Origin of the sequence: Aquamicrobium defluvii (assembly GCF_004363725.1) — a bacterium.
GTDB lineage: Bacteria > Pseudomonadota > Alphaproteobacteria > Rhizobiales > Rhizobiaceae > Mesorhizobium > Mesorhizobium defluvii.
Map to the genome: position 1 here is coordinate 1 of NZ_SNZF01000018.1, position 18868 is coordinate 18868.

At 65.5% G+C, this 18868-nt stretch carries 24 protein-coding genes; 22 read left to right on the forward strand and 2 right to left on the reverse strand.

Translation table 11 applies throughout. The features are described 5' to 3' along the window. The first annotated feature begins 98 nt into the window (after positions 1-98). From DES43_RS13985 to DES43_RS14035, 11 genes are all read left to right on the forward strand, one after another. Positions 99-1862 carry a ParB/RepB/Spo0J family partition protein gene (locus DES43_RS13985; protein WP_208110842.1) on the forward strand — a complete coding sequence of 588 codons (1764 nt, stop codon included), beginning with the start codon at positions 99-101 and terminating at the stop codon, positions 1860-1862. A 98-nt stretch (positions 1863-1960) separates the two neighbouring features. Beyond that, complete coding sequence (locus DES43_RS13990) at positions 1961-2437, forward strand: hypothetical protein (RefSeq protein WP_133675663.1); 477 nt, start codon at positions 1961-1963, stop codon at positions 2435-2437. A 71-nt stretch (positions 2438-2508) separates the two neighbouring features. Then, positions 2509-2775, forward strand: a complete 267-nt coding sequence (locus DES43_RS13995; RefSeq protein ID WP_012092596.1) for a DUF6117 family protein — start codon at positions 2509-2511, stop codon at positions 2773-2775. After that, positions 2772-3068, forward strand: a complete 297-nt coding sequence (locus tag DES43_RS14000) for a hypothetical protein (RefSeq protein ID WP_088233761.1) — start codon at positions 2772-2774, stop codon at positions 3066-3068. Before DES43_RS13995 ends, DES43_RS14000 begins: the two co-directional genes overlap by 4 nt. Positions 3069-3492: 424 nt before the next feature. Then, complete coding sequence (locus tag DES43_RS14005; protein ID WP_166507195.1) at positions 3493-3657, forward strand: hypothetical protein; 165 nt, start codon at positions 3493-3495, stop codon at positions 3655-3657. A 202-nt stretch (positions 3658-3859) separates the two neighbouring features. Further along, complete coding sequence (locus tag DES43_RS14010) at positions 3860-4348, forward strand: DUF6878 family protein (RefSeq protein WP_179285847.1); 489 nt, start codon at positions 3860-3862, stop codon at positions 4346-4348. Between the two features lie 10 nt (positions 4349-4358). Further along, positions 4359-4739: a DUF6915 family protein gene (locus DES43_RS14015; RefSeq protein ID WP_012092609.1), complete on the forward strand. Its 381-nt coding sequence runs from the start codon at positions 4359-4361 to the stop codon at positions 4737-4739. Positions 4740-4778: 39 nt separating this feature from the next. Next, positions 4779-5147, forward strand: a complete 369-nt coding sequence (locus tag DES43_RS14020) for a thermonuclease family protein (RefSeq protein WP_012092610.1) — start codon at positions 4779-4781, stop codon at positions 5145-5147. A 131-nt stretch (positions 5148-5278) separates the two neighbouring features. Further along, positions 5279-5836 carry a hypothetical protein gene (locus tag DES43_RS14025; RefSeq protein WP_088233764.1) on the forward strand — a complete coding sequence of 186 codons (558 nt, stop codon included), beginning with the start codon at positions 5279-5281 and terminating at the stop codon, positions 5834-5836. A 67-nt stretch (positions 5837-5903) separates the two neighbouring features. Beyond that, entirely contained in the window at positions 5904-6320 is a 417-nt protein-coding gene (locus DES43_RS14030) for a hypothetical protein (RefSeq protein ID WP_133675665.1), read from the forward strand. Further along, the gene (locus DES43_RS14035) at positions 6313-6957 is read left to right on the forward strand and encodes a hypothetical protein (RefSeq protein WP_012092613.1); all 645 of its coding nucleotides are present in this window, start codon (positions 6313-6315) and stop codon (positions 6955-6957) included. Before DES43_RS14030 ends, DES43_RS14035 begins: the two co-directional genes overlap by 8 nt. Positions 6958-6974: 17 nt before the next feature. On the opposite strand, the gene DES43_RS14040 is transcribed toward DES43_RS14035, so the two are convergent. Both DES43_RS14040 and DES43_RS14045 read right to left on the reverse strand, forming a co-directional pair. Next, complete coding sequence (locus DES43_RS14040; RefSeq protein ID WP_133675667.1) at positions 6975-7358, reverse strand: type II toxin-antitoxin system VapC family toxin; 384 nt, start codon at positions 7356-7358, stop codon at positions 6975-6977. After that, the gene (locus tag DES43_RS14045) at positions 7355-7612 is read right to left on the reverse strand and encodes a type II toxin-antitoxin system Phd/YefM family antitoxin (RefSeq protein ID WP_028034381.1); all 258 of its coding nucleotides are present in this window, start codon (positions 7610-7612) and stop codon (positions 7355-7357) included. Before DES43_RS14045 ends, DES43_RS14040 begins: the two co-directional genes overlap by 4 nt. A gap of 160 nt (positions 7613-7772) precedes the next feature. Here DES43_RS14045 and DES43_RS14050 point away from each other — a divergent pair, with 160 nt between their 5' ends. From DES43_RS14050 to DES43_RS14100, 11 genes are all read left to right on the forward strand, one after another. Next, the gene (locus DES43_RS14050; RefSeq protein ID WP_074970573.1) at positions 7773-8195 is read left to right on the forward strand and encodes an antirestriction protein; all 423 of its coding nucleotides are present in this window, start codon (positions 7773-7775) and stop codon (positions 8193-8195) included. 158 nt (positions 8196-8353) lie between these two features. Then, positions 8354-12703 carry a strawberry notch family protein gene (locus tag DES43_RS14055; RefSeq protein WP_133675669.1) on the forward strand — a complete coding sequence of 1450 codons (4350 nt, stop codon included), beginning with the start codon at positions 8354-8356 and terminating at the stop codon, positions 12701-12703. Continuing rightward, complete coding sequence (locus DES43_RS14060) at positions 12703-13746, forward strand: DUF7146 domain-containing protein (RefSeq protein WP_133675671.1); 1044 nt, start codon at positions 12703-12705, stop codon at positions 13744-13746. Before DES43_RS14055 ends, DES43_RS14060 begins: the two co-directional genes overlap by 1 nt. Before the next feature lie 338 nt (positions 13747-14084). After that, positions 14085-15020 (forward strand): DUF2493 domain-containing protein, encoded by a 936-nt coding sequence (locus DES43_RS14065; protein WP_133675673.1) that lies wholly within the window; start codon positions 14085-14087, stop codon positions 15018-15020. Between the two features lie 160 nt (positions 15021-15180). After that, positions 15181-15597 carry a hypothetical protein gene (locus DES43_RS14070; RefSeq protein WP_039194765.1) on the forward strand — a complete coding sequence of 139 codons (417 nt, stop codon included), beginning with the start codon at positions 15181-15183 and terminating at the stop codon, positions 15595-15597. A gap of 702 nt (positions 15598-16299) precedes the next feature. After that, positions 16300-16701: a single-stranded DNA-binding protein gene (locus DES43_RS14075; RefSeq protein ID WP_133675675.1), complete on the forward strand. Its 402-nt coding sequence runs from the start codon at positions 16300-16302 to the stop codon at positions 16699-16701. A gap of 232 nt (positions 16702-16933) precedes the next feature. After that, a complete protein-coding gene (locus DES43_RS14080) occupies positions 16934-17185 on the forward strand; it encodes a helix-turn-helix domain-containing protein (protein WP_058099093.1) in 252 nt (83 codons plus the stop codon). A gap of 96 nt (positions 17186-17281) precedes the next feature. Then, positions 17282-17557, forward strand: a complete 276-nt coding sequence (locus DES43_RS14085) for a DNA -binding domain-containing protein (protein ID WP_166647758.1) — start codon at positions 17282-17284, stop codon at positions 17555-17557. Between the two features lie 112 nt (positions 17558-17669). After that, a complete protein-coding gene (locus tag DES43_RS22945; protein WP_101753485.1) occupies positions 17670-17966 on the forward strand; it encodes a transcriptional regulator domain-containing protein in 297 nt (98 codons plus the stop codon). Next, positions 17932-18441 carry a DUF2285 domain-containing protein gene (locus DES43_RS22710; protein WP_245514586.1) on the forward strand — a complete coding sequence of 170 codons (510 nt, stop codon included), beginning with the start codon at positions 17932-17934 and terminating at the stop codon, positions 18439-18441. Before DES43_RS22945 ends, DES43_RS22710 begins: the two co-directional genes overlap by 35 nt. 140 nt (positions 18442-18581) lie before the next feature. Continuing rightward, the gene (locus DES43_RS14100; protein ID WP_133675677.1) at positions 18582-18863 is read left to right on the forward strand and encodes a helix-turn-helix transcriptional regulator; all 282 of its coding nucleotides are present in this window, start codon (positions 18582-18584) and stop codon (positions 18861-18863) included. Positions 18864-18868: the final 5 nt, after the last annotated feature.

The window sequence follows — 18868 nt, forward strand, 5'->3', positions numbered from 1 at the left end:
GCGGAGCCAAAGATACACTCGAACTACCGCTCACAGCTGAAAAGTCCTTAGAATCAGCGTCATCCAGCTAACAGGACACTTGACGCATAACCTAAGCGATGCATCCGCTCGACCAGTTCAAGGCGTTCAAGCGGATGTTCGACATGGGCATGTCGAAGGAGGAGATCGCCGACGCCTGGCGCACCACGCCGCGCTACATCATGCAGCGTCTACGCCTCGCGACGGTCGCGCCGTCCCTGCATGATGCCTACGCGAAAAGCGAGATGACGCTGGCGATGCTGGAAGCCTTCACCGTCAACCCTGATCATGAGCGCCAGCAGCAGGTCTGGGAGCGGATCAGCACGTCGTGGCAGAAAGAGCCCTGGCACATCCGCAGCCTGCTGACCGAGACCACGGTTCCGGCTGCCGACAAGCGCGCCCGCTTCATCGGCATCGACGCCTATGAGGCGGCGGGCGGCCCGGTGCTGCGCGATCTCTTCTCCGACGAGAACGGCGGTTGGTTGCAGGACGTCACGCTGCTCGACCGCCTGGTTGACGAGAAGCTGCGCGCCGTCGCCGACGAGACCGCCGGTCAGGGCTGGAAGTGGATCGACGCGGCGGTCGAGCTTCCCTACGGCTACTCCAACGGCCTGCGCAGGCTGGTCGGTGTGACCCAGGAGCTGACCGACGAGGAGCGCACCGCCCGCGAGGCGCTGCGCGACGAGTATGACGAACTCGAAGCGCAGTATGCAGAAGCCGACGACCTGCCCGATGAGATCGACCAGCGGCTCGGGGAGATCGAAGCCGAGTTGGAAGGCTTCGAGAACCGGCCCGTCACCTTCGCGCCGGAAGACATCGCCCGTGCCGGTGTTTTCGTCAGCATCGACCGCGATGGCGAGTTGATCGTCAGTCCCGGTTATGTCCGCCCCGAGGACGAGCAGCCCGAGACCGTCGATGGTGAGGATGCGGGCGAAGGTGCCGACCCGTCCGATCCCGATGCCGTGCAGCGCGCGGTTATCACCGTCGGCGGCGAGCCGGTCCCGGACGGCGATGAAGAGGAGGACGATGCCGTCAAGCCGCTGCCCGAGCGGCTGGTGACCGACCTGACCGCCTGGCGGACGCTGGCGTTGCGCAATGCGCTCGCGGAGAATCCTCATGTCGCCATGACGGCGCTGCTGCACAAGCTGGTTCTCGATACTTTCGAGCGCACCGCCACCTCGGGAACCAGCCTCTATGCCGCCGTGCGTCATATCTATCTTCCCACGGATGCGACCGGGCTCGCTGACAGCGCCGCCGCGAAGATGATCGACGAGCGCGCGGACGCCTGGCGGGGGGACATTCCCTCCGGTGATGACGACCGGCTCTGGGACTGGATCGACGGTCTCGACGATGCCAGCCGCCTGGCGCTGCTTGCGCATTGCGTCAGTTTCGGCGTCAACGCGCTCTACGAGCGGCCCAACCCCTATTCGGGGAATGGCATCTCGCAGCACGGTCTCGACCGCCGCATGGCCGAGGCCGAACGGCTGGCGCAGGCCACCGGCCTCGACCTCGTCGAAGCGGGCTGGAGGCCAACGGTCGAGAACTATCTGGGCCGCGTGACCAAGACCCGCATCATCGAGGCGGTGCGCGAGGGTGCCGGCGATCGCGCGGCCGATCTCATCGCGCATCTCAAGAAGGGCGACATGGCGAAGGAGGCCGAACGGCTCCTGGCCGATACCGGCTGGCTGCCGGAGCCGCTGCGCCCCGCCATCGAGGCGCAGGCCGTGGATGGCGCGACCGATCAGGACGAGGACAGCGTGGCGCTGCCCGACTTCCTCGCCGGTGGCCATGAGGACACGGCCGAGGCCGCCGACGATCCGGAGGCCCTCGTCGCCGCCGAGTGACGCGAATCAGCGGGGCGGCCTCCGTCGCCCCGCATTCCATCCCTTCCATCTCAAGGTCCGGCATCTCGCCGGGCCGCTTTCGTTTCAGGAGCAAGATCATGTCCGCTTCCCTCATCTTCGACATCGTGCCGCTCGGCTCGCTCGTGGCCTACAGCGACGGCCAGCCGAAGCCGCCCGCACGTTTCACCAAGAAGCTCGCCGCGTGGAAATCCCGCAACGGGGCCGGTCGTCTCGTGCGCAAGGAACCGGGCCGCGAGCGCCCGACCTACACGACCACGCCGTCCTTCACCCTGCATGAAGGCGATTTCGGCGAAGGCCGCATCATTCTTATCACCGTCATGCGCAGCTACGGCATCGACAGCGATCTGAGCTTCCGGGTGATCGAACGCCCGAAGATCGGTCAAGTCCGCGTTGTGCAGGATGTCGGAGAGAACGTCGAATTGCTGCACCTCGCGGAGAACCAAGAGGCGGCCGAACTCTGGCTAGCCAGGAACGGCTACACCCGCGCGCGCCTCGAGGAGATCACCGCCGACGAGGCAGGCGCCGACGCCGTCGAGGGTCGAGTTGCCGCGTGACGTTCGCCGATCCCGTTCATCCGGCCCGCTTGTCCCGTGACGGCAGGCCTTCTTCGTTTCAGGAGAACACAATGGCCATTCCCGATCCCGTTCGAACGAACTTCGACACTCTGCTTCGTGCTGCCGATGACGGCAATCTCGCCCTTATGGAATGCCTCGACGCCGCGACCCGTGAGACACGCTATGTCCTGTGCGCGGTCGGCCGCGACGGGGGTGATTACGTCTTCACGCCGTTCGGCCATCTCGCAAGCGGCAACCCCTATGACGCCTATCTGCCGCCGGATCCCGACGATCCTGCCGGCTTTGTCGAGAAGGCCGAAGATGGGGGCGCATCATGATGACGGTCGATGAAATCTTCGCCGATGACCGCCGCAATCCGCCATCGGAGCGCTCGCTTCCCTGGGAGGAAACCCGCGGCGGCGTCACCGTCATCGTGGAACCGAAACCGCATTGGGCCGAGGACATGCGCGCCTTCCGGCTCGATGCCCGCGAATACTGCCGCTATGCCGACTGGACGGCCCATGGCGCCCGGACGCGCTTTTTCGGTCATATCGACACCTCCGGCGACGATGTGATGATGAAGGCCCGCGCCATGATCGCCCGCGAAATCGCCGATGGGTTCTGGGACTGACCGACCCTGAAAGCCGAACCTTGCACACGGGGCTATCGGGTATCGCTGCACAAGCAGCGATGGATCGAGTTCGAGCTTCACCATTGCGCCAACTCCTTGGTGTTGTGGGGGCAACGGGTTCCGTCCCCGGCCTGAAACACACCCTGAATATCCGCCGGCAACGAGGCTGGCGCAGCAAAGCATCTGCGACGGGTTTCCGGCACCTGCTCGACGCAAAGCACCATCCCCCGCTTCCATTCGCTAACCTTGGTCCGACCGTCTCTTTGCATTCAACCCCGGTGGGGTCGGCTTACGCGCGCGTGCCGCCCTCGGGGATTCGGAAAGAATCCGAACGCCCGAGGGTGATTGCAGATCCGGTCAGACACTTCGGGCGCCTGTCGCGCGGGGGATGGTCCCCCGCCTCCAAAGACAGGAGCCGGAACCCATGTCCTACGCAGATGCCACCGCTTTCGCCGCCAGCCTCGCCACCACGCTGATGGTCGTGATCGTCGTGTTCCAGGCCGGGGACGGCACCCACGGCGCCATGCCCGCCGACGAGTTCGACGGCGACGAAGAGATGGTGAAGCTCGAACTCGATCCCTTCGGCTGAGGCGCGAAAGCGCCTCCGCCAGATGGCCCGGATTCCGCATCCGGGCCTTCAGTCCTGCGCCGATTGCCCATCGCCAGCGGCGACGCCGAGGCCTGCCTCGGCAAGGAAGAGGGAAAGTTGGGCCGGGATCGGGGCGAGCCCGGCGGAAGAAGAGGAGAGTGATGCCGGGCCATATCATCCCGCTCTCCTGGAGGATCATCCATTGACCGATACCGACAAACCAGCCACGCCGGAATTCGACATGGCCGCCAGCGTCGCGCGCTTCTTCACCGAGCGCGATGAGCGCAACCGACGCGCTGAAGCGGTCCGTCCCGACAACAAGACGGCGCTGTTCGATGCGCTGGCCGCCGCAGGCATCACTCTCGTGACCGTCACCTTCGACGGTTCTGGCGACAGCGGCCAGATCGAGGACATCACCGCGCAATCGGACGACCGGACCGTGGACCTGCCGCAGGGCGAGATCACCATTGCCACGGTGGCATGGGGAACCGACAAGGTGACCGCAATCTCAATGGGCGTTGAGGCGGCCATCGAACAGCTCGCCTATGACTTCCTCTCGGAAACCCATGGCGGCTGGGAGAACAATGATGGCGCCTATGGCGAATTCAGCTTCGATGTGGCGGCGCGCACCATCACGCTCGACTACAACGAGCGCTACACCGCCACCGAATTCTACAGTCACGAGTTCTGAGGGGGCGGAAATGGCACATCCCTATCATCATGCGCTCTCGTCGGTGAAGAAATGGGGCGGCACGGTCGAGGATTACTTGCCCATCCATAGCTGGTTCGATGCCAGCAAGGAGATCCTGGCCGATTTTCGTCATCGCGCGCTTCGCCACCATGCCGAGGGCATCTTCATGGCCGAGACCATTTTCGGGGCGACGATCACCCTGTCCACCGGCAGGGTGATCCCGGCCCGATGGGTCGGGGAGCAGCATGTCCGCGAGGATCTGGGCCGTATCCCGTCCTTCGCCGATTGGGCGCGGGCAATCCACCCGGCGCCTTGGATGGGGCGGACGCAGCGGATCGAGGCGGAGGTCGATCCGCATTGCGTCAATGGCCGACTTCAGGAAGAAGTCTGAGCAGTCGCGTCAGCCTCCCCCTTATGAAAGCCTCTTGCCATGCTCAGCCATATCGTCATCTCCGTCCTGCTCTGTACGGCTTCCTGCGAACCGGCGGAAATCCGCGTCTGGGACGGTGACTCGATCCGGCTGGGTATGGGACAGCAGTCCGAAGCTGTTCGGATATTCAACATCGACGCTCCCGAAATGGAGGGCCGCTGCATCCATGAAACCGACCTTGCCCGGCAAGCGAAGATCAGGCTGGCGGAAATCCTGCAAGGTCGGCGGGTCGAAATCCTGCGTCAGGGGACCGACCGCTATGGCCGGACCCTGGCGGCGATACGCGTCGAAGGCCGCGATGTCGGCGATATTCTCGTCGATGAAGGGCTGGCGAGAACCTGGGCCGGGCGGCGTGAGCCCTGGTGCTGATCGCCGGATCGTCCCGCCGAGGTGCGGGACGATCCACCGTCGGGACGGGAGAGTAAGAGTGCGGGCCGGTTGGCCGTGACGGATTGTGAGGCGGGAGAGGGGCTTCCGCCGTCCGTCGCGGAGCATTCCCCATGAGCCTTTCCCACCACACCACTTTCGCCTCGATCGGCGAAATTGTCGCGCGACAGATCCTGCCCCGGCTGCGTCATGCCCAGAAGCTGCCGCTGCGCATCTCCTGCATCGGTATCGCCAGCGATGACGAAAGCGATGACGTCGGCGGCTTCGACCGCACGCTCGTCATCGGCCAGTGCCAATCCCCCGAAGAGGCGCTGATCATCGCCAGCCAGCGCGTTGCGCGCGGTGATTTCCGCGTTGGACAGGGCGATGCGCTGCGCTTTCGCCCCCGCGTCATGGTCATTCAGGACAAAGAACTGGGCCTTGTCCTTGCCGGTGAGGTCCGGGCCGGGATCGTGCTCTGGCAGCATCCGGTCGCGTCCGACGCCGAGGCTCGCCGCACCGTCACGGAGGCCAGCCGTCTGCGGGGCATGGCCTTCACGGCATCCGGGCGCGGCGATGCGGTATCGGCTCGTGATCTCCGCCACCGCGCCAGCCTGCTCGAGGCGCGGCTGGTCGATCCCTTCTGGCGCGAGACGACTGCCGATCTGCTGCGGCTGCCACAAGCTGCCTGACCTGTCGCCCCTTTCCATCCACTAGGCCCCGGCCCCGCGCCGGGCCTTCTCGTTTCAGGAGCCTGTCATGGCCGACTACTTCACCCATTTCTCCTGCCTGCTCGACGTGGGCAGCCCCGAGAACGCCGCCCGCGCGCTTGATCTCTACAACGCGCTGGCGCGTGAAAATGCCGCCGAAGATCCGCCCTCGGACGCCTTCATGCTTTCGATCCAGCCCGAGCATGGCGGCACCCAGCTCTGGATGCGCGATGACGGCACCGGCGATCCCGAGCATGTCATCCAGTTCGTCAAACGCTGTGCCGCCGCGTTCGGCCTGACCGGGCTCTGGGGGATGCAATACGCCAATACCTGCTCACGTCCAAGAATCGACGGGTTCGGGGGCGGCGCGCATGTCCTCGACCTCGCCACCGGCGAGACGGTGGACTGGATCTACACCGACGGTTGGCTTTCCACCGTTCTGGACGGGGCCGACCCCAATGCCTGACGTCATCGAAACCACGGTCTATCGGCTCGACGAGCTTTCCGAAGCCGCGAAAGACAATGCCCGCGCCTGGTATCGCGAGGGCGGCTTCGACTACGATTGGTACGATGCCGTCTATGAGGATTTCCGGCGGATCGCGGACATCCTCGGCATCCGCATCAAGAGCCGCACCGTCCGCCTCATGGGCGGCGGCGTGCGACAAGAGCCTTGCATCTGGTTTACGGGCTTCTGGTCGCAGGGCGATGGCGCCGCGTTCGAAGGCCACTATTCCTATCGCAAAGGCACGGCGGCGGAAATCCGTACCTATGCGCCGAAGGATGTGGAGCTGCACCGCATCGCGGATGCCCTGCACCAGGCGCAACGCCGCAACTTCTACCAGTTGACCGCCGAGGCGACCCATCGGGGGCGATACTATCACGAATACTGCATGGCGATCTCGGTCACCCGCGACAGCCCGACCTGGCAGGACATGACCGCCGATGCCGAGGAGACCGTCATGGAGGCATTGCGCGATCTCGCCCGTTGGCTTTATCGCCAGCTTGAGCGCGAATACGACTACCTGACTTCGGATGAGGCGGTCGATGAGGCCATCGTTGCCAACGAATACAGCTTCACAGTTGATGGAAAGCGCTTCGGCTGAAACCCTTCTGCGCTGCCTCACAGAACCGACAGCAGGTCCGTCCGTGAGAAGTCGTCGCCGACGAAGAGCAACGGGCAGCCGCGTTCGCTGGCGACCTCATAGGCGAAGCAATCCCCGTAGTTGAGTCCGGCGGGATGAACGCCCTTGCCCCAGCGGGCATAGGCTTCGGCGATCCTGCGTGCCGAGGCTTCAGTGACGGAGACCACCTCGAACCCAAGGCCCTCGATCAGGGCGGCAATCTCTTCCCCAACATTGCGGCGCCCTGCGACGATCAGCGCCTCGGCCACTGTTCCGGCCGAGATCAGCAGGCCGTCTGCCGCCTCGATCGCCACCATGCAGGTCTCGGCCTGCGGCTCGTCCAGCACGATGGCCATCAGCGCCGAGGTATCGACGGCGATCATGCCGGCATCCCGTCATCCCCGTAGAGGAAATCCTGGCTGCGCGCGGCAGCCGCGCCGGGCAATGCCTTGCCCCGCGCCGTGGCCCGGACCCGCTCCATCAGCGCGCGCCGGCCTTTCGGGGTCGCCACCACGGCAACCGGCACGAGGCGGGCGACCTCGTGGCCCCGCCGCGTCAGGATCACCTCGTCGCCGGCTTCGGCCCGCTTCACCAGTTCGGTGAGCTGCCCCTTCGCCTCGGTGACAGAAACCCTCATCGCACATCGCTCCAGATGTTCTCCGCTATCCTGCCAAGATGGTCCATAGAATGGTCCATTTCAAGCCCCCAGAGCGAGAGGAGGGCCGGGAGAGGGTGCCTCCGGACGGGTTGAGAGAGGGTCGTCCGGCTGCCGTCCCTTTCCCTCCAGGAGACCGATCATGGCTTTGCCCGAACTTGCTTCTCAATCCGCAACCCGTGTCCCCGACGCGCGCCGCATGGAGTTCCTGCCGCGCCTTTTCGGCCGGCGCCTGCTCATCATCGGCGAGCATGCCGTCTTCCGATTCATGGAGATCCTCAGCCCCGCCGATTACGGCGGCGGGCTCTGGGATTTCTACGAACGCGCCGGCCAGCCGCTCTATCTCGCGCCGACATCAAAGCCCCGTTACCTCCTGTTCTGCGAAGGCAACGGTTTCGAGGGCGAGGTCTCATGCGATGCGGCTGGGATCATCGCCACGCTCTTCGCCTTCTCGCATCTTTCCTTCCGCTACGATGACGACGAACTCGCAGAGGGCTATGGCCGTCTCTACGAACATGCCGCCAATCACCCGGAGGCGGCGGCGATCTTCCAGGCCATCGACTGAAACCCACAAGCGCCCAGCCTGACGGTCGGGCGCTTGTTTCATGCCTGCTTTCGCCACGGCTTCAGAGCGAGAGATGGGCCGGAAGGGGTTTGAGCCGGTGCGGTCGAGAGAGAGCGCTGCCCGGCTTGATCCTGACTTGCTCTCCCGAGGAATCCCCGATGAACATGATTTCCGCATCCGCGGCGGCATCCGCCACCGCGCCGCTTCCGCTCGACCATGGCGCCGAGACCGCAGCCTGCGTTTTCACCGCTGCCGGTCTGCTGCTGCCGCATCTGGAACGCGGTCAGCGTGTCGACGCCGCCACGCTGCGCGGCGCGATGGAAGCGGGTTTCGGCGCTTCCGACGCTACCGGCGCATGGACCTGGAAGATCGCCTATGATGCCTGCGAGGCTGCGACCGTCCTCTTCCTGCGCAAATACGGCAATGTGCTTTTCCGTAAAGCCGCCTCGAAGTCGGCGATCCTGCCGCAGCTCGGCAAGATCTCCGGGCTTCTGCCGACGCATACGCGCCGCTCGGAAGAAGCGCAGACCTTCCAGCAGTTCTCCACCCCGATCCCGCTCGGTTTCGCGGCGGTCACGGCGGCGGCGATCACGCCTGCCGACCGTGTGCTGGAGCCCTCGGCCGGCACCGGGCTCCTCGCCATCCTGGCCGAGATCGCCGGCGGCACGCTTCTCGTAAATGAACTGGCCGAGATGCGCGCCGGCCTGCTTTCCTCTCTCTTTCCGGCCCTTTCCGTTACCCGCTTCGACGCGGCCCAGATCGATGACCATCTCGATCCCTGCCTTGTCCCGACCGTCGTGCTGATGAATCCACCGTTCTCGGTCATGGCCAATGTCGAGGGGCGCATGCGTGACGCCGCCTTTCGCCATGTCGCTTCAGCGCTGGCGCGTCTTGCGCCCGGCGGACGGCTCGTGACCATCACCGGCGCGAGCTTCGCCCCCGATAATCCGGCGTGGACCGCCTCCTGGACCCGGCTGCAGGAACGCGGTCGCGTCACCTTTTCCGCCGCCATCGACGGCTCGGTCTATGCCAAGCAAGGCACCACTGTCCCGACCCGGCTCACGGTCATCGACAAGCTGCCGGCCGAAGATGCGGCGGTGTTTCCGGCAGCGCCTGGTGTCGCGCCGGACGTGGCCACGCTGATCGCCTGGCTAGCCGACCTGCTTCCCACGCGGCTGCCGGTCGATCCCGGCCTGACGGTGCCGGTCGCCCGACCCACCGCGCCCCGCACCGTGCGCGGCTACGTCAACCGCGCCGCGCGATCCGCGCCCGCCGCGCCCCTTGCGGAACCGGAGGCCGTGCCGGTCGCCTACGAGACCGTGGATTGGGAACCGGCCGAGGGCGGCGGCCTCTCCGACGCGATCTACGAGGAATACGGGCTTCAGACCATCCGCATCGACGGGGCGCAGGCGCATCCGACCCAGCTCGTGCAGTCGGCCTCGATGGCGAGCATCGCGCCGCCGAAGCCCAGCTATCGGCCGACGCTTCCCAACGACATTCTCGGCAAGCTGTCCGAGGCGCAGCTGGAGACCGTGATTTATGCGGGCGAGGCCCATGGGGGCTTCCTCGCCGGGGGCTGGACGATCGATGACACGCTCGACAATCTCGCCGCCGCGCCGGAGGATGCCGAGGGAGCAATCCGTTTCCGTCAGGGCTTCATGATCGGCGACGGCACCGGCGTCGGCAAGGGTCGGGAATCCGCCGCCATCATCCTCGACAACTGGATGCAGGGGCGGCGTAAGGCGATCTGGATCTCGAAATCCGACAAGCTGTTGGAGGACGCGCAACGTGACTGGTCGGCGCTCGGCATGGAGCGGCTGCTGGTCACGCCGCTGTCGCGATTCCCGCAAGGCAAGCCCATCACGCTGAACGAAGGCATCCTGTTTCTAACCTATGCCACGCTGCGCTCCGACGACCGCGGAGAAAGGATTTCCAGGGTCAGGCAGATCGTCGAATGGTTGGGTTCCGACTTCGATGGAGTGGTGATTTTCGACGAGGCGCATGCCATGGCCAATGCAGCAGGAGGCAGGGGAGAACGCGGCGATGTCGCCGCCTCGCAGCAGGGCCGTGCCGGGCTGCGCCTTCAACATGCCCTGCCGCAGGCCCGCGTGGCTTATGTCTCGGCCACCGGCGCCACCACCGTCCACAATCTCGCCTATGCGCAAAGGTTGGGCCTCTGGGGCGGCGAGGATTTCCCGTTCTCGACCCGAGCCGAGTTCGTCGAGGCGATCGAGGCCGGCGGCGTTGCGGCGATGGAAGTGCTGGCCCGCGACCTGCGCGCCCTCGGCCTCTACACCGCCCGGTCCTTGTCCTTCAAAGGCGTCGAATACGAGTTGCTCGACCATGAGCTGACGCCGGAACAGGTCCGCATCTACGACAGCTATGCCGATGCCTTCAGCGTCATCCATAACAATCTCGATGCGGCGATGCAGGCCGCCAACATCACCGGCGGCGACGGCGGGTCCGGCACGTTGAACCGGCAGGCCAAATCCGCCGCCCGCTCGGCCTTCGAGAGCGCCAAGCAGCGGTTTTTCGGCCATTTGCTCACGTCCATGAAAACCCCGACGCTGATCCGGTCGATCACCAGCGATCTGGACGCGGGCCATTCCTCCGTCATCCAGATCGTCTCGACCGGCGAAGCGCTGATGGAAAGGCGGCTGGCGGAGATCCCCACCGAGGAATGGGGCGATCTGAAAATGGACCTCTCACCTCGTGAATATGTCCTGGATTACCTCGCCCATTCCTTCCCGGTGCAGCTCTACGAGCCGTTCACAGATTCGGAGGGCAACCTGTCCTCACGCCCGGTCTATCGCGACGGCCAGCCGGTCGAGAGCCGCGAGGCCGTGGCCCGGCGCGACGAGATGATCGCAAGCCTCGCCAGCTTGCCGCCGGTTCCCGGCGCGCTCGACCAGATCATCCAGCATTTCGGCACCGACACGGTGGCCGAGGTGACGGGCCGCTCGCGCCGCATCGTCCGCAAGCGTGGCGTCACCATCGACCGGCTTGTCGTGGAAAGTCGTGCCGGTTCTGCCAATCTGGCCGAGACGCAAGCCTTCATGGATGATGCCAAGCGCGTGCTGGTGTTTTCTGACGCGGGCGGCACGGGCCGGTCGTATCACGCCGAACTGTCGGCGAAGAACACCCGGCTGCGTGTCCACTATCTCCTCGAAGCCGGGTGGAAGGCGGACGCCGCCATCCAGGGCCTCGGCCGCACGCATCGCACCAACCAGGCACAGCCGCCACTGTTCCGACCGATCTCGACCAATGTGAAGGCCGAGAAGCGCTTCCTCTCGACCATCGCCCGCCGTCTTGACACGCTGGGCGCGATTACGCGCGGCCAGCGTCAGACCGGTGGTCAGGGCCTGTTCCGCCCGGAAGATAACCTGGAATCGCATTACGCCCGTGACGCGCTGCGCCAGCTTTATCTCCTGCTGGTGCGCGGCAAGGTCGACGGCTGCTCACTGGAGCGGTTCGAGGCTGCCACCGGGTTGAAGCTGATGGATGCGAACGGCATCAAGGACGATTTGCCGGCCATCACCACCTTCCTCAACCGGCTGCTGGCGCTGACCATCGAGCTTCAGGGCATCCTCTTCACCGCCTTCGAACAACTTCTGACCGCCCGCATCGAGGGCGCCATCGCCTCCGGCACCTATGACGCCGGGCTGGAGACCCTGCGCGCCGAGAGCTTCACCGTCACCGACCGTCAGGTGATCTACACCCATCCCCGCACCGGGGCCGAGACCAGCCTGCTGACGATCACCGAACGCAAGCGCAACCGGCCCGTCATGCTCGATGCCGCCCTAGCGGAACTCGACGATCCGCGCGCGAAGCTCCTGATCAACGGACGCTCAGGCCGCGCGGCGGTGCAAATCCCCACCACCAGCGTCATGCTGGACGATGGCGAGATCGAGCGCCGCGTCAGGCTGATCCGGCCGATGGAAGCACACAATATCCCCATCAGGATGATGGGCGAGACCCATTGGGTCGAGGCCGACCGGGACGCATTCGCTGCGGCCTGGAATGCGGAACTTGCGGAGGTGCCGGAGTTCGCAGACAGCACCCTGCATATGGTGACGGGCTTGCTGCTGCCGATCTGGAAACGGCTGCCGAACGAGTCCACCCGCGTCTATCGCCTCCAGTCTGACGCGGGCGAGCGCATCATCGGCCGCAAGGTCTCCCCGGCCTGGGCCGCGAACGCGACCACGACCGGCATCGCGAAGGTCACGCCGAAGGATGCTTTCGCGGCGCTGATGGAAGGCCGGACGATCCTCGATCTCTCCGAGGGCCTCCAGCTTCGCCGGGTCCGCGTCATGGGGGTGAACCGCATCGAGCTTTCCGGCTTCACCGACACCATGCGCCAGCGTCTCACGGCATACGGCCTCTTCCACGAGATCATCTCCTGGAAGCTGCGCATGTTCGTGCCAGTCGATGCCAGCGGACCCGCCGTGCTGGCCAAGCTCTTCGACCGCTGGCCGGTCGAGCGCATCGGTGAACGGGAGGCAGCCTGATGCCGCGTCACGACGCCTCCGAACTGGCGACCCGTCTCGGCCGAGAGGCCGAGGCGGTCTGCCGCCACTATCTCTCGTCCGGCCACCGCGCCGGGCGATATTGGCTGGTCGGCGATGTGCAGAACACTCCTGGCCGCTCGATGTTCGTGCGCCTGACCGGCCCGGGTTCCGGCAAGGGCGCGGCGGGGAAATGGACCGACATGGCCACCGGGGAGCATGGCGATCTGCTCGACGTCATCCGCGAGGCGCTTGGCCTTGTCGACTTCAAGGACGTGGCCGAGGAAGCGCGCCGTTTCCTTGCCCTCCCGCATCCTGAACCGGAGAAGACGAGGACGCCGACCGGCAGCACATCCAGCAGCGTGCCCGGTTCGCCTGAAGCGTCGCGCCGCCTCTTCGCCATGGCGCAGCCGATCCACGGCACCCTTGCGGCGATCTACCTCAACGGGCGGGCGATCACCTCCCTCTCGGACACCACCGCGCTGCGCTACCATCCGAGGTGCTACTATAGACCCGACGAGTCTTCACCCACCGAGATCCGGCCGGCACTCGTTGCCGCCGTCACCGATCTTGCGGGCCAGCAGACCGGCGCGCATCGCACCTGGCTCGCCCCGGACGGTTCCGGCAAGGCGGCTGTCGAAACACCGCGGCGGGCGATGGGCGTCCTTCTCGGGCACGCTGTCCGCTTCGGAACCGCCGCTGAGGTTCTCGCCGCCGGCGAGGGCATCGAGACCGTGCTGTCGCCCCGTCAGGTTCTGCCCCGCATGCCGATGCTGGCGGCGCTTTCGGCCGCTCACCTCGCTGCCATCCTGTTCCCGCCGTCGCTGCGCCGGCTCTATGTCGTCAGGGATCGCGACCCGGCCGGGGACGGTGCAAGAGACGGCCTGGCCGCCAGAGCAGAGAGCCTCGGGATCGAGGCGATGTCGCTCACGCCGCTCAACGGCGATTTCAACGATGATCTGCGACGCCACGGCGCCGATGCCCTCCGGGCGCGTCTGAAGGATCAGCTTCATCCTGAAGACGTCCGCCGTTTCATGGCGGGGTGATAGTGTGATCGGTCCCGGAGGCGCGGCCCAGCGTCATCCTCTGCCGGTTTCAGTCTTTCGCCATCGGCAGGTGCATCCATCGTCGGAGAGTCCCGCGCCCACGGCCTTCGGAGAGGGCGATCGGCGCACAAACGGGCCGGGCAGGCAATGGCCGGGTTTGGACTATTTTCCGCCGGCGGGGACGAACCCCGCCTTTGCATCGCGAAAGTCAAAATAGCCCACCCCCGGCCATCAAGGCCCTCGCGGAGCGGGCGAGGGCTGCCAACCCGTCCCGCCCGTGCGCTTCGACGCCTGCGAAGGCCGCGATGGGCGCGGTCTCCAGACGAAGGACGCTCCCGATGACGAACGAAACCTATTCCGCAGGCGACGAGCCGGTCCACACCTCCTCCCAGACCGATCACACCCTCACCGAACTCCAGCTCTACGGCTGGCGCCCGTTCCAGGACGAACCCGATCCGAGGCCGCTGCCCGAGGGCAACACCGTCGCCGCCGCCGTCACCGACATCTTCGACGCCCTCGTCGCGACGCTCGGCGACACCCGCTTAGAGCCCGACCTCGAAGAGCTGCTCTGGGGGACCGTCAATCTCTTCCACCGCGCCACCGGCCGGGTGGAGCGCGATCTCGACGACAACGAGCAGGCGCAGCGCCGGCTTCAGCGGGAACAGGACGGCAGCGAGGTCAAGTCGGTCGAACTCGAACGCCTCACGGCCGAGGGGCAGAGCCTGATCGAACGGCGCGCCAGCATGGAACTCTTCCGCGACCTCGCGGCCGAGGCTTTCGAGCACCACACCGGCAGTGCCTGGCGGCCGCGCAGCGGCTCGATGGTCAACCATCGCAACCTGACCGCCGCGATGATCGACAGCCGCGACTTCCTTGCCGCGAAGCGCCGGGCCGAGACCGAGGTGATGCTGCCCGCCGGCCCGAAGGTTGCCGTGACTGGCGGCGCGGACTTCAACGATCACCGCCTGATCTGGGCGAAGCTCGATCAGGTCCATGCCAAGCACCCCGAGATGGTGCTGCTGCACGGCGGGTCGCCGAAGGGAGCCGAATTGATCGCTTCCCGTTGGGCAGATCACCGCAAGGTGCCCCAGGTCGCCTTCCGGCCCGACTGGACCAAGCACGCCAAGGCGGCGCCGTTCAAGCGAAACGATGCCATGCTGGACGTGCTGCCGGTCGGCGTCCTCGTCTTCCCCGGCACCGGGATTCAGGAGAATCTCGCCGACAAGGCCCGCAAGCTCGGCATCCCGGTCATGAAGTTCGACGGCGGCGCGTAAGCGCCGCCGCCTGGCGGCTTTCGGCCGCCGATACTTGACAAGATGCAAGGCCGCGCCTTTGATGGAACATCCTTGCAGAACCGGCGAAGCAGCATAGTCGCAGGCGGAGCGCATCTCCCGGCAGCCTGTCGTGATCCCCAACCGTTCTCTGGAGGTTTCCATGACGCTGATCCTGCTCGCCATCTCGCTCACCATCGCGGCCTGCGTGATCGCCTGGAATCTCGCGATCTATGCCTTGCCCGTCATGGCAGCCATCACGGCCGCGCAATATGCCTGGGGCGCGGGCGCCGGGGTCGTGATGTCCGGCCTCATGGCCATCGGCGCCGCCGTGCTCTCGATCGCGCTTGTGATCGTGACTCTTGGCTTCGCGAAGAACCCGGCCCTGCGGCTCATTGCGCTCGCTCTCTTCGCCGTGCCCGCCGTCATCGCCGGCTATGCCCTTGTCTATGGCATCACCAAGAACGCCATCGACTCGGGGCTGGTTCTCAACCTGTTCGGCGGCATGGGCGGTCTCGTCATCGGCATCTCGGCCATCGTCAATCTGAACGCCCTCGGCGAGTCGGTGTTCTCGCGCTGAAACGGCAGACGCGATCAGCCACTTCTGAGGAAGGCCGGCAGCTTGCGCCGCCGAGCCCCGGTCGTTTCGCCCAAGACGGAAAAGCAGTTCGTCGCAGCATGTCACCATCGCACCCGGTCTGCTTCTCGCGGCGCTTGAAATGGTCTGCGGTGCGAACCGCGGTCCCGTGCGGTCGATGCCCCGCTGCATCGGTCCACGTCGTTTCGTGGGGCCTTCGCGAACACCTTCCTTGTCCCTTCACGATGCTGAGGGACCGAGCCTTTGGCCGATGAAGCAGGGCGGCGCCATACCGGACCTGAGAACCCGATAGCCTGTCCGATCACATCGCGGATGACATGGCCTTCCGGCGGCGGACACGACGGTGACCGGCAAAGACGGTTGAAGGAGTGCCATGCCGGTGGTCTCGGTTCGCATGGGGCCTGCCTGGTCGCTGTCGCCAGCAAGGACGATGGTTCTGCTGTGCGTCCCCGATCTGCTTTCGAAAGCACCATCCCTCCGCCTGACTGATCCCCTAAGTCCGTTCGGCTTCCACCAGCAACCCCCGCGGCTCCCAGCCGTGTTGCCGCGCAAACGCGGCTGCCCGCCCCACCTGGGGCCTTAGGGGCAAGCTGCCGCAAGGGCGGCAGTTGCGGGAGTCTTCCGACGGCCTTGGCCGGGTCTCGTCGGAGGGACGGTCCCTCCGAGGAGCAACGGAGACCTACAATGCAGAACATCGTCATCCTCGCCGGCAACATCGGTCAGGCCCCCGAAACCCGCACCACCCAGGGCGGCACCGGCATCACCCACTTCACCCTGGCCACCTCGCGCCCCCGCTATTCGGAAGGCCGCGTCCTGCGCGACGAGAACGGCTATCGGGTCCAGGACACCGAATGGCACCGCATCACCTGCTTCAACGGCCTCGGCAAGACGGTCCAGCAGCATTGCGACAAGGGCATGAAGGTTCTGGTACGCGGCCGCATCCACTACACCAAATGGACCGATGCCGCCGGGGTCGATCGCTACGGCTGCGAGATCATCGCCGAGACGGTCGATTTCCTGAGCCGGACGAAGCAGACCGAGAACGACGACGGCAAGTTCATCGACGACGATGACATTCCGTTCTGATCGGGAACCCGAGGCCCGGCGGCGCAAGCCGCCGGGTTTCCCTCCTGCTTCACCGGATCGCGCCCGCCGCTTCTGGCAAGGTCCAGCGACCGAATCAGACGGGCATGGACGGGAGCGTCGTCTCTCTATCCTTGATAATTGCACCTGAATTTCGGCTGGTGCTCACAGCGAGAACGACTATTATAGCCGTAGTTCTGGAGTGCGTGCATATCCCGGTGGGAGGTGATCATGTATGATCACCGCTCGCCAATCACGGGCTGCGCGCGCGTTACTGGGATGGACACAGGAGACGCTCGCCGACAAGGCCCAGGTCGCATTGACCGCACTCAAACGCCTCGAATCCCAAAGCGGGCTCGAGGTGTTCGAGTCCACCCGTGACCAGGTGCGCCGCGCTCTCGAAGCGGCCGGGATCGTATTCCTGTCGACGGACAAGGGCGAGGGCGTGTTGCTGCAACACAATGGGGCCAACACCGACAAACGGTGAAATAGCGGCCAGCGTGATGTCAGGTTCTCGTCAAAAGGAATGGCTATCTTCCGCCGAAGATGGTTAACAAATACGTTACCCGAACGTGAGCGAATGATGGGCCGCGCGACACAGACATATCTCGACACACCACCGTCCAGCCAGACGCTGACGTCTTATGATCGCGAGCACATGAAGCTCTACATGCGCCTTCTCGATGCCGAGCGTGATGGCGCCGATTGGCGCGAAGCTGTGCAGGTTCTCTTTGGCCTCGATCCAGAGTGCGATCCCGACCGCTGCCGCTCCATCCATGATACTCATCTCGCTCGCGCGCATTGGATGACCGAACACGGCTACCGCGAACTGGTCCGCGAAAGTCAGCGCAAGACCTGACCCGTGATGCGTGCCGCGCATCACCTGTTGACCAACGCCTGACTTCCGAAACGCAACTCATGCGGGAATCTTGAGCCTTCCCTATTCGTTTGAGTGGATTCGGGAGGCCGCGATGACCCCTGACGCATCGACCTGGCGTTCTTCGGCGCGATACGACCATCTGGATGAACTGACGGCATCCGATCTGGCCTGGGAATGGCTGCGCCGCAATGACGATTATGACGCAGATTTTGAAGCCTCGATTGCCGACCAAGGAGACCCCCAACCGCTGACCGAACGGATCCGGCAGCGCTGGGGGTTGCGATTTCCCTGTCGATCCGCTGGTCCCGCCACCCGATGCGCCGGTCTTCTGGCTCCCAGCGGAGGACACAAGTGTGGTGGTGCTGACCGAAGCCCCTTCGGAACTTGACGACAGCACTGACGGCGCTCCGCCGAACTGGCGCCTCGACTTCTCGGTCGAGAACGCTGGCGCGGAGTTCCATGTCCCGCTTGGCAATGGGCAGAAGCTCCAGATCTTCGACGGCGCCATTATGGGGGACGCGATCGCGGTCGCCGTCGTCCCTCTCAGCCTCGCCGGTTTCGACCGGATCGAGGCCATTCAACGCTTCCTTTCGGCCCTGCATGGTCGCGCGATCCCGCCGGATACGCGCCTGACACGCCAGCAACGCGCGCGCCTCCGACGGATGCTGCGGGCCTTCGATGGCCATCGGGCCGGCGCAACGCAGCAGGAGATCGCGCGGGTTCTCCTGAACGCCGGCCGGCTTGACCGGGACGAATGGCAGGCATCTTCCGCCCGTCATGCCATCAAGGCACTCCTGCGTGACGCCCGTGCAATGGTTGCGGGCGGTTATCGAAAACTCCTGTGTCATCGCCGCCCAAAGTAGCGCGGGCTTGCGCCTCTGATAGTGGGCGATTTCGATGCCCCCCAACTTCGCCCTGCAACTCGCCGCTCTTCCTTCGCCACCGTGGTCATTGCCCGCCGCTGATCCGCAGCGGCCGTTTGCAACCCCACGGAGGCCCGATCATGCCACATGAACCCGTCGTCCTGCCGCCGCGTTTTCTACGGACCAAGGAGGCCGCGACCTTTCTCAGCCTCTCGGCCCGGACGCTCGAAAAACACCGCACCTACGGAACCGGGCCAGCCTATCGCAAGCTTGGCGGCCGTGTGGTCTATGCCATCGACGATCTTGAGGCCTGGACCGAGCGCGGCGCGGTGACCTCCACCTCCGATCCGCGCGGCTCCGTGCTGCCCGCCAAGCGTCATGCGTTTCCGTCCGGCACGCAGGCTGGTCGTTACGCCCGCTGACCGCT

Bases quoted from the DNA above. Each gene is read 5' to 3' on its own strand.
- DES43_RS13985 (WP_208110842.1), top strand. From the start codon at position 99: ATGCATCCGCTCGACCAGTTCAAGGCGTTCAAGCGGATGTTCGACATG.
- DES43_RS13990 (WP_133675663.1), top strand. From the start codon at position 1,961: ATGTCCGCTTCCCTCATCTTCGACATCGTGCCGCTCGGCTCGCTCGTG.
- DES43_RS13995 (WP_012092596.1), top strand. From the start codon at position 2,509: ATGGCCATTCCCGATCCCGTTCGAACGAACTTCGACACTCTGCTTCGT.
- DES43_RS14000 (WP_088233761.1), top strand. From the start codon at position 2,772: ATGATGACGGTCGATGAAATCTTCGCCGATGACCGCCGCAATCCGCCA.
- DES43_RS14005 (WP_166507195.1), top strand. From the start codon at position 3,493: ATGTCCTACGCAGATGCCACCGCTTTCGCCGCCAGCCTCGCCACCACG.
- DES43_RS14015 (WP_012092609.1), top strand. From the start codon at position 4,359: ATGGCACATCCCTATCATCATGCGCTCTCGTCGGTGAAGAAATGGGGC.
- DES43_RS14020 (WP_012092610.1), top strand. From the start codon at position 4,779: ATGCTCAGCCATATCGTCATCTCCGTCCTGCTCTGTACGGCTTCCTGC.
- DES43_RS14025 (WP_088233764.1), top strand. From the start codon at position 5,279: ATGAGCCTTTCCCACCACACCACTTTCGCCTCGATCGGCGAAATTGTC.
- DES43_RS14030 (WP_133675665.1), top strand. From the start codon at position 5,904: ATGGCCGACTACTTCACCCATTTCTCCTGCCTGCTCGACGTGGGCAGC.
- DES43_RS14035 (WP_012092613.1), top strand. From the start codon at position 6,313: ATGCCTGACGTCATCGAAACCACGGTCTATCGGCTCGACGAGCTTTCC.
- DES43_RS14040 (WP_133675667.1), bottom strand. From the start codon at position 7,358: ATGATCGCCGTCGATACCTCGGCGCTGATGGCCATCGTGCTGGACGAG.
- DES43_RS14045 (WP_028034381.1), bottom strand. From the start codon at position 7,612: ATGAGGGTTTCTGTCACCGAGGCGAAGGGGCAGCTCACCGAACTGGTG.
- DES43_RS14050 (WP_074970573.1), top strand. From the start codon at position 7,773: ATGGCTTTGCCCGAACTTGCTTCTCAATCCGCAACCCGTGTCCCCGAC.
- DES43_RS14055 (WP_133675669.1), top strand. From the start codon at position 8,354: ATGAACATGATTTCCGCATCCGCGGCGGCATCCGCCACCGCGCCGCTT.
- DES43_RS14060 (WP_133675671.1), top strand. From the start codon at position 12,703: ATGCCGCGTCACGACGCCTCCGAACTGGCGACCCGTCTCGGCCGAGAG.
- DES43_RS14065 (WP_133675673.1), top strand. From the start codon at position 14,085: ATGACGAACGAAACCTATTCCGCAGGCGACGAGCCGGTCCACACCTCC.
- DES43_RS14070 (WP_039194765.1), top strand. From the start codon at position 15,181: ATGACGCTGATCCTGCTCGCCATCTCGCTCACCATCGCGGCCTGCGTG.
- DES43_RS14075 (WP_133675675.1), top strand. From the start codon at position 16,300: ATGCAGAACATCGTCATCCTCGCCGGCAACATCGGTCAGGCCCCCGAA.
- DES43_RS14080 (WP_058099093.1), top strand. From the start codon at position 16,934: ATGATCACCGCTCGCCAATCACGGGCTGCGCGCGCGTTACTGGGATGG.
- DES43_RS14085 (WP_166647758.1), top strand. From the start codon at position 17,282: ATGGGCCGCGCGACACAGACATATCTCGACACACCACCGTCCAGCCAG.
- DES43_RS22945 (WP_101753485.1), top strand. From the start codon at position 17,670: ATGACCCCTGACGCATCGACCTGGCGTTCTTCGGCGCGATACGACCAT.
- DES43_RS14100 (WP_133675677.1), top strand. From the start codon at position 18,582: ATGCCACATGAACCCGTCGTCCTGCCGCCGCGTTTTCTACGGACCAAG.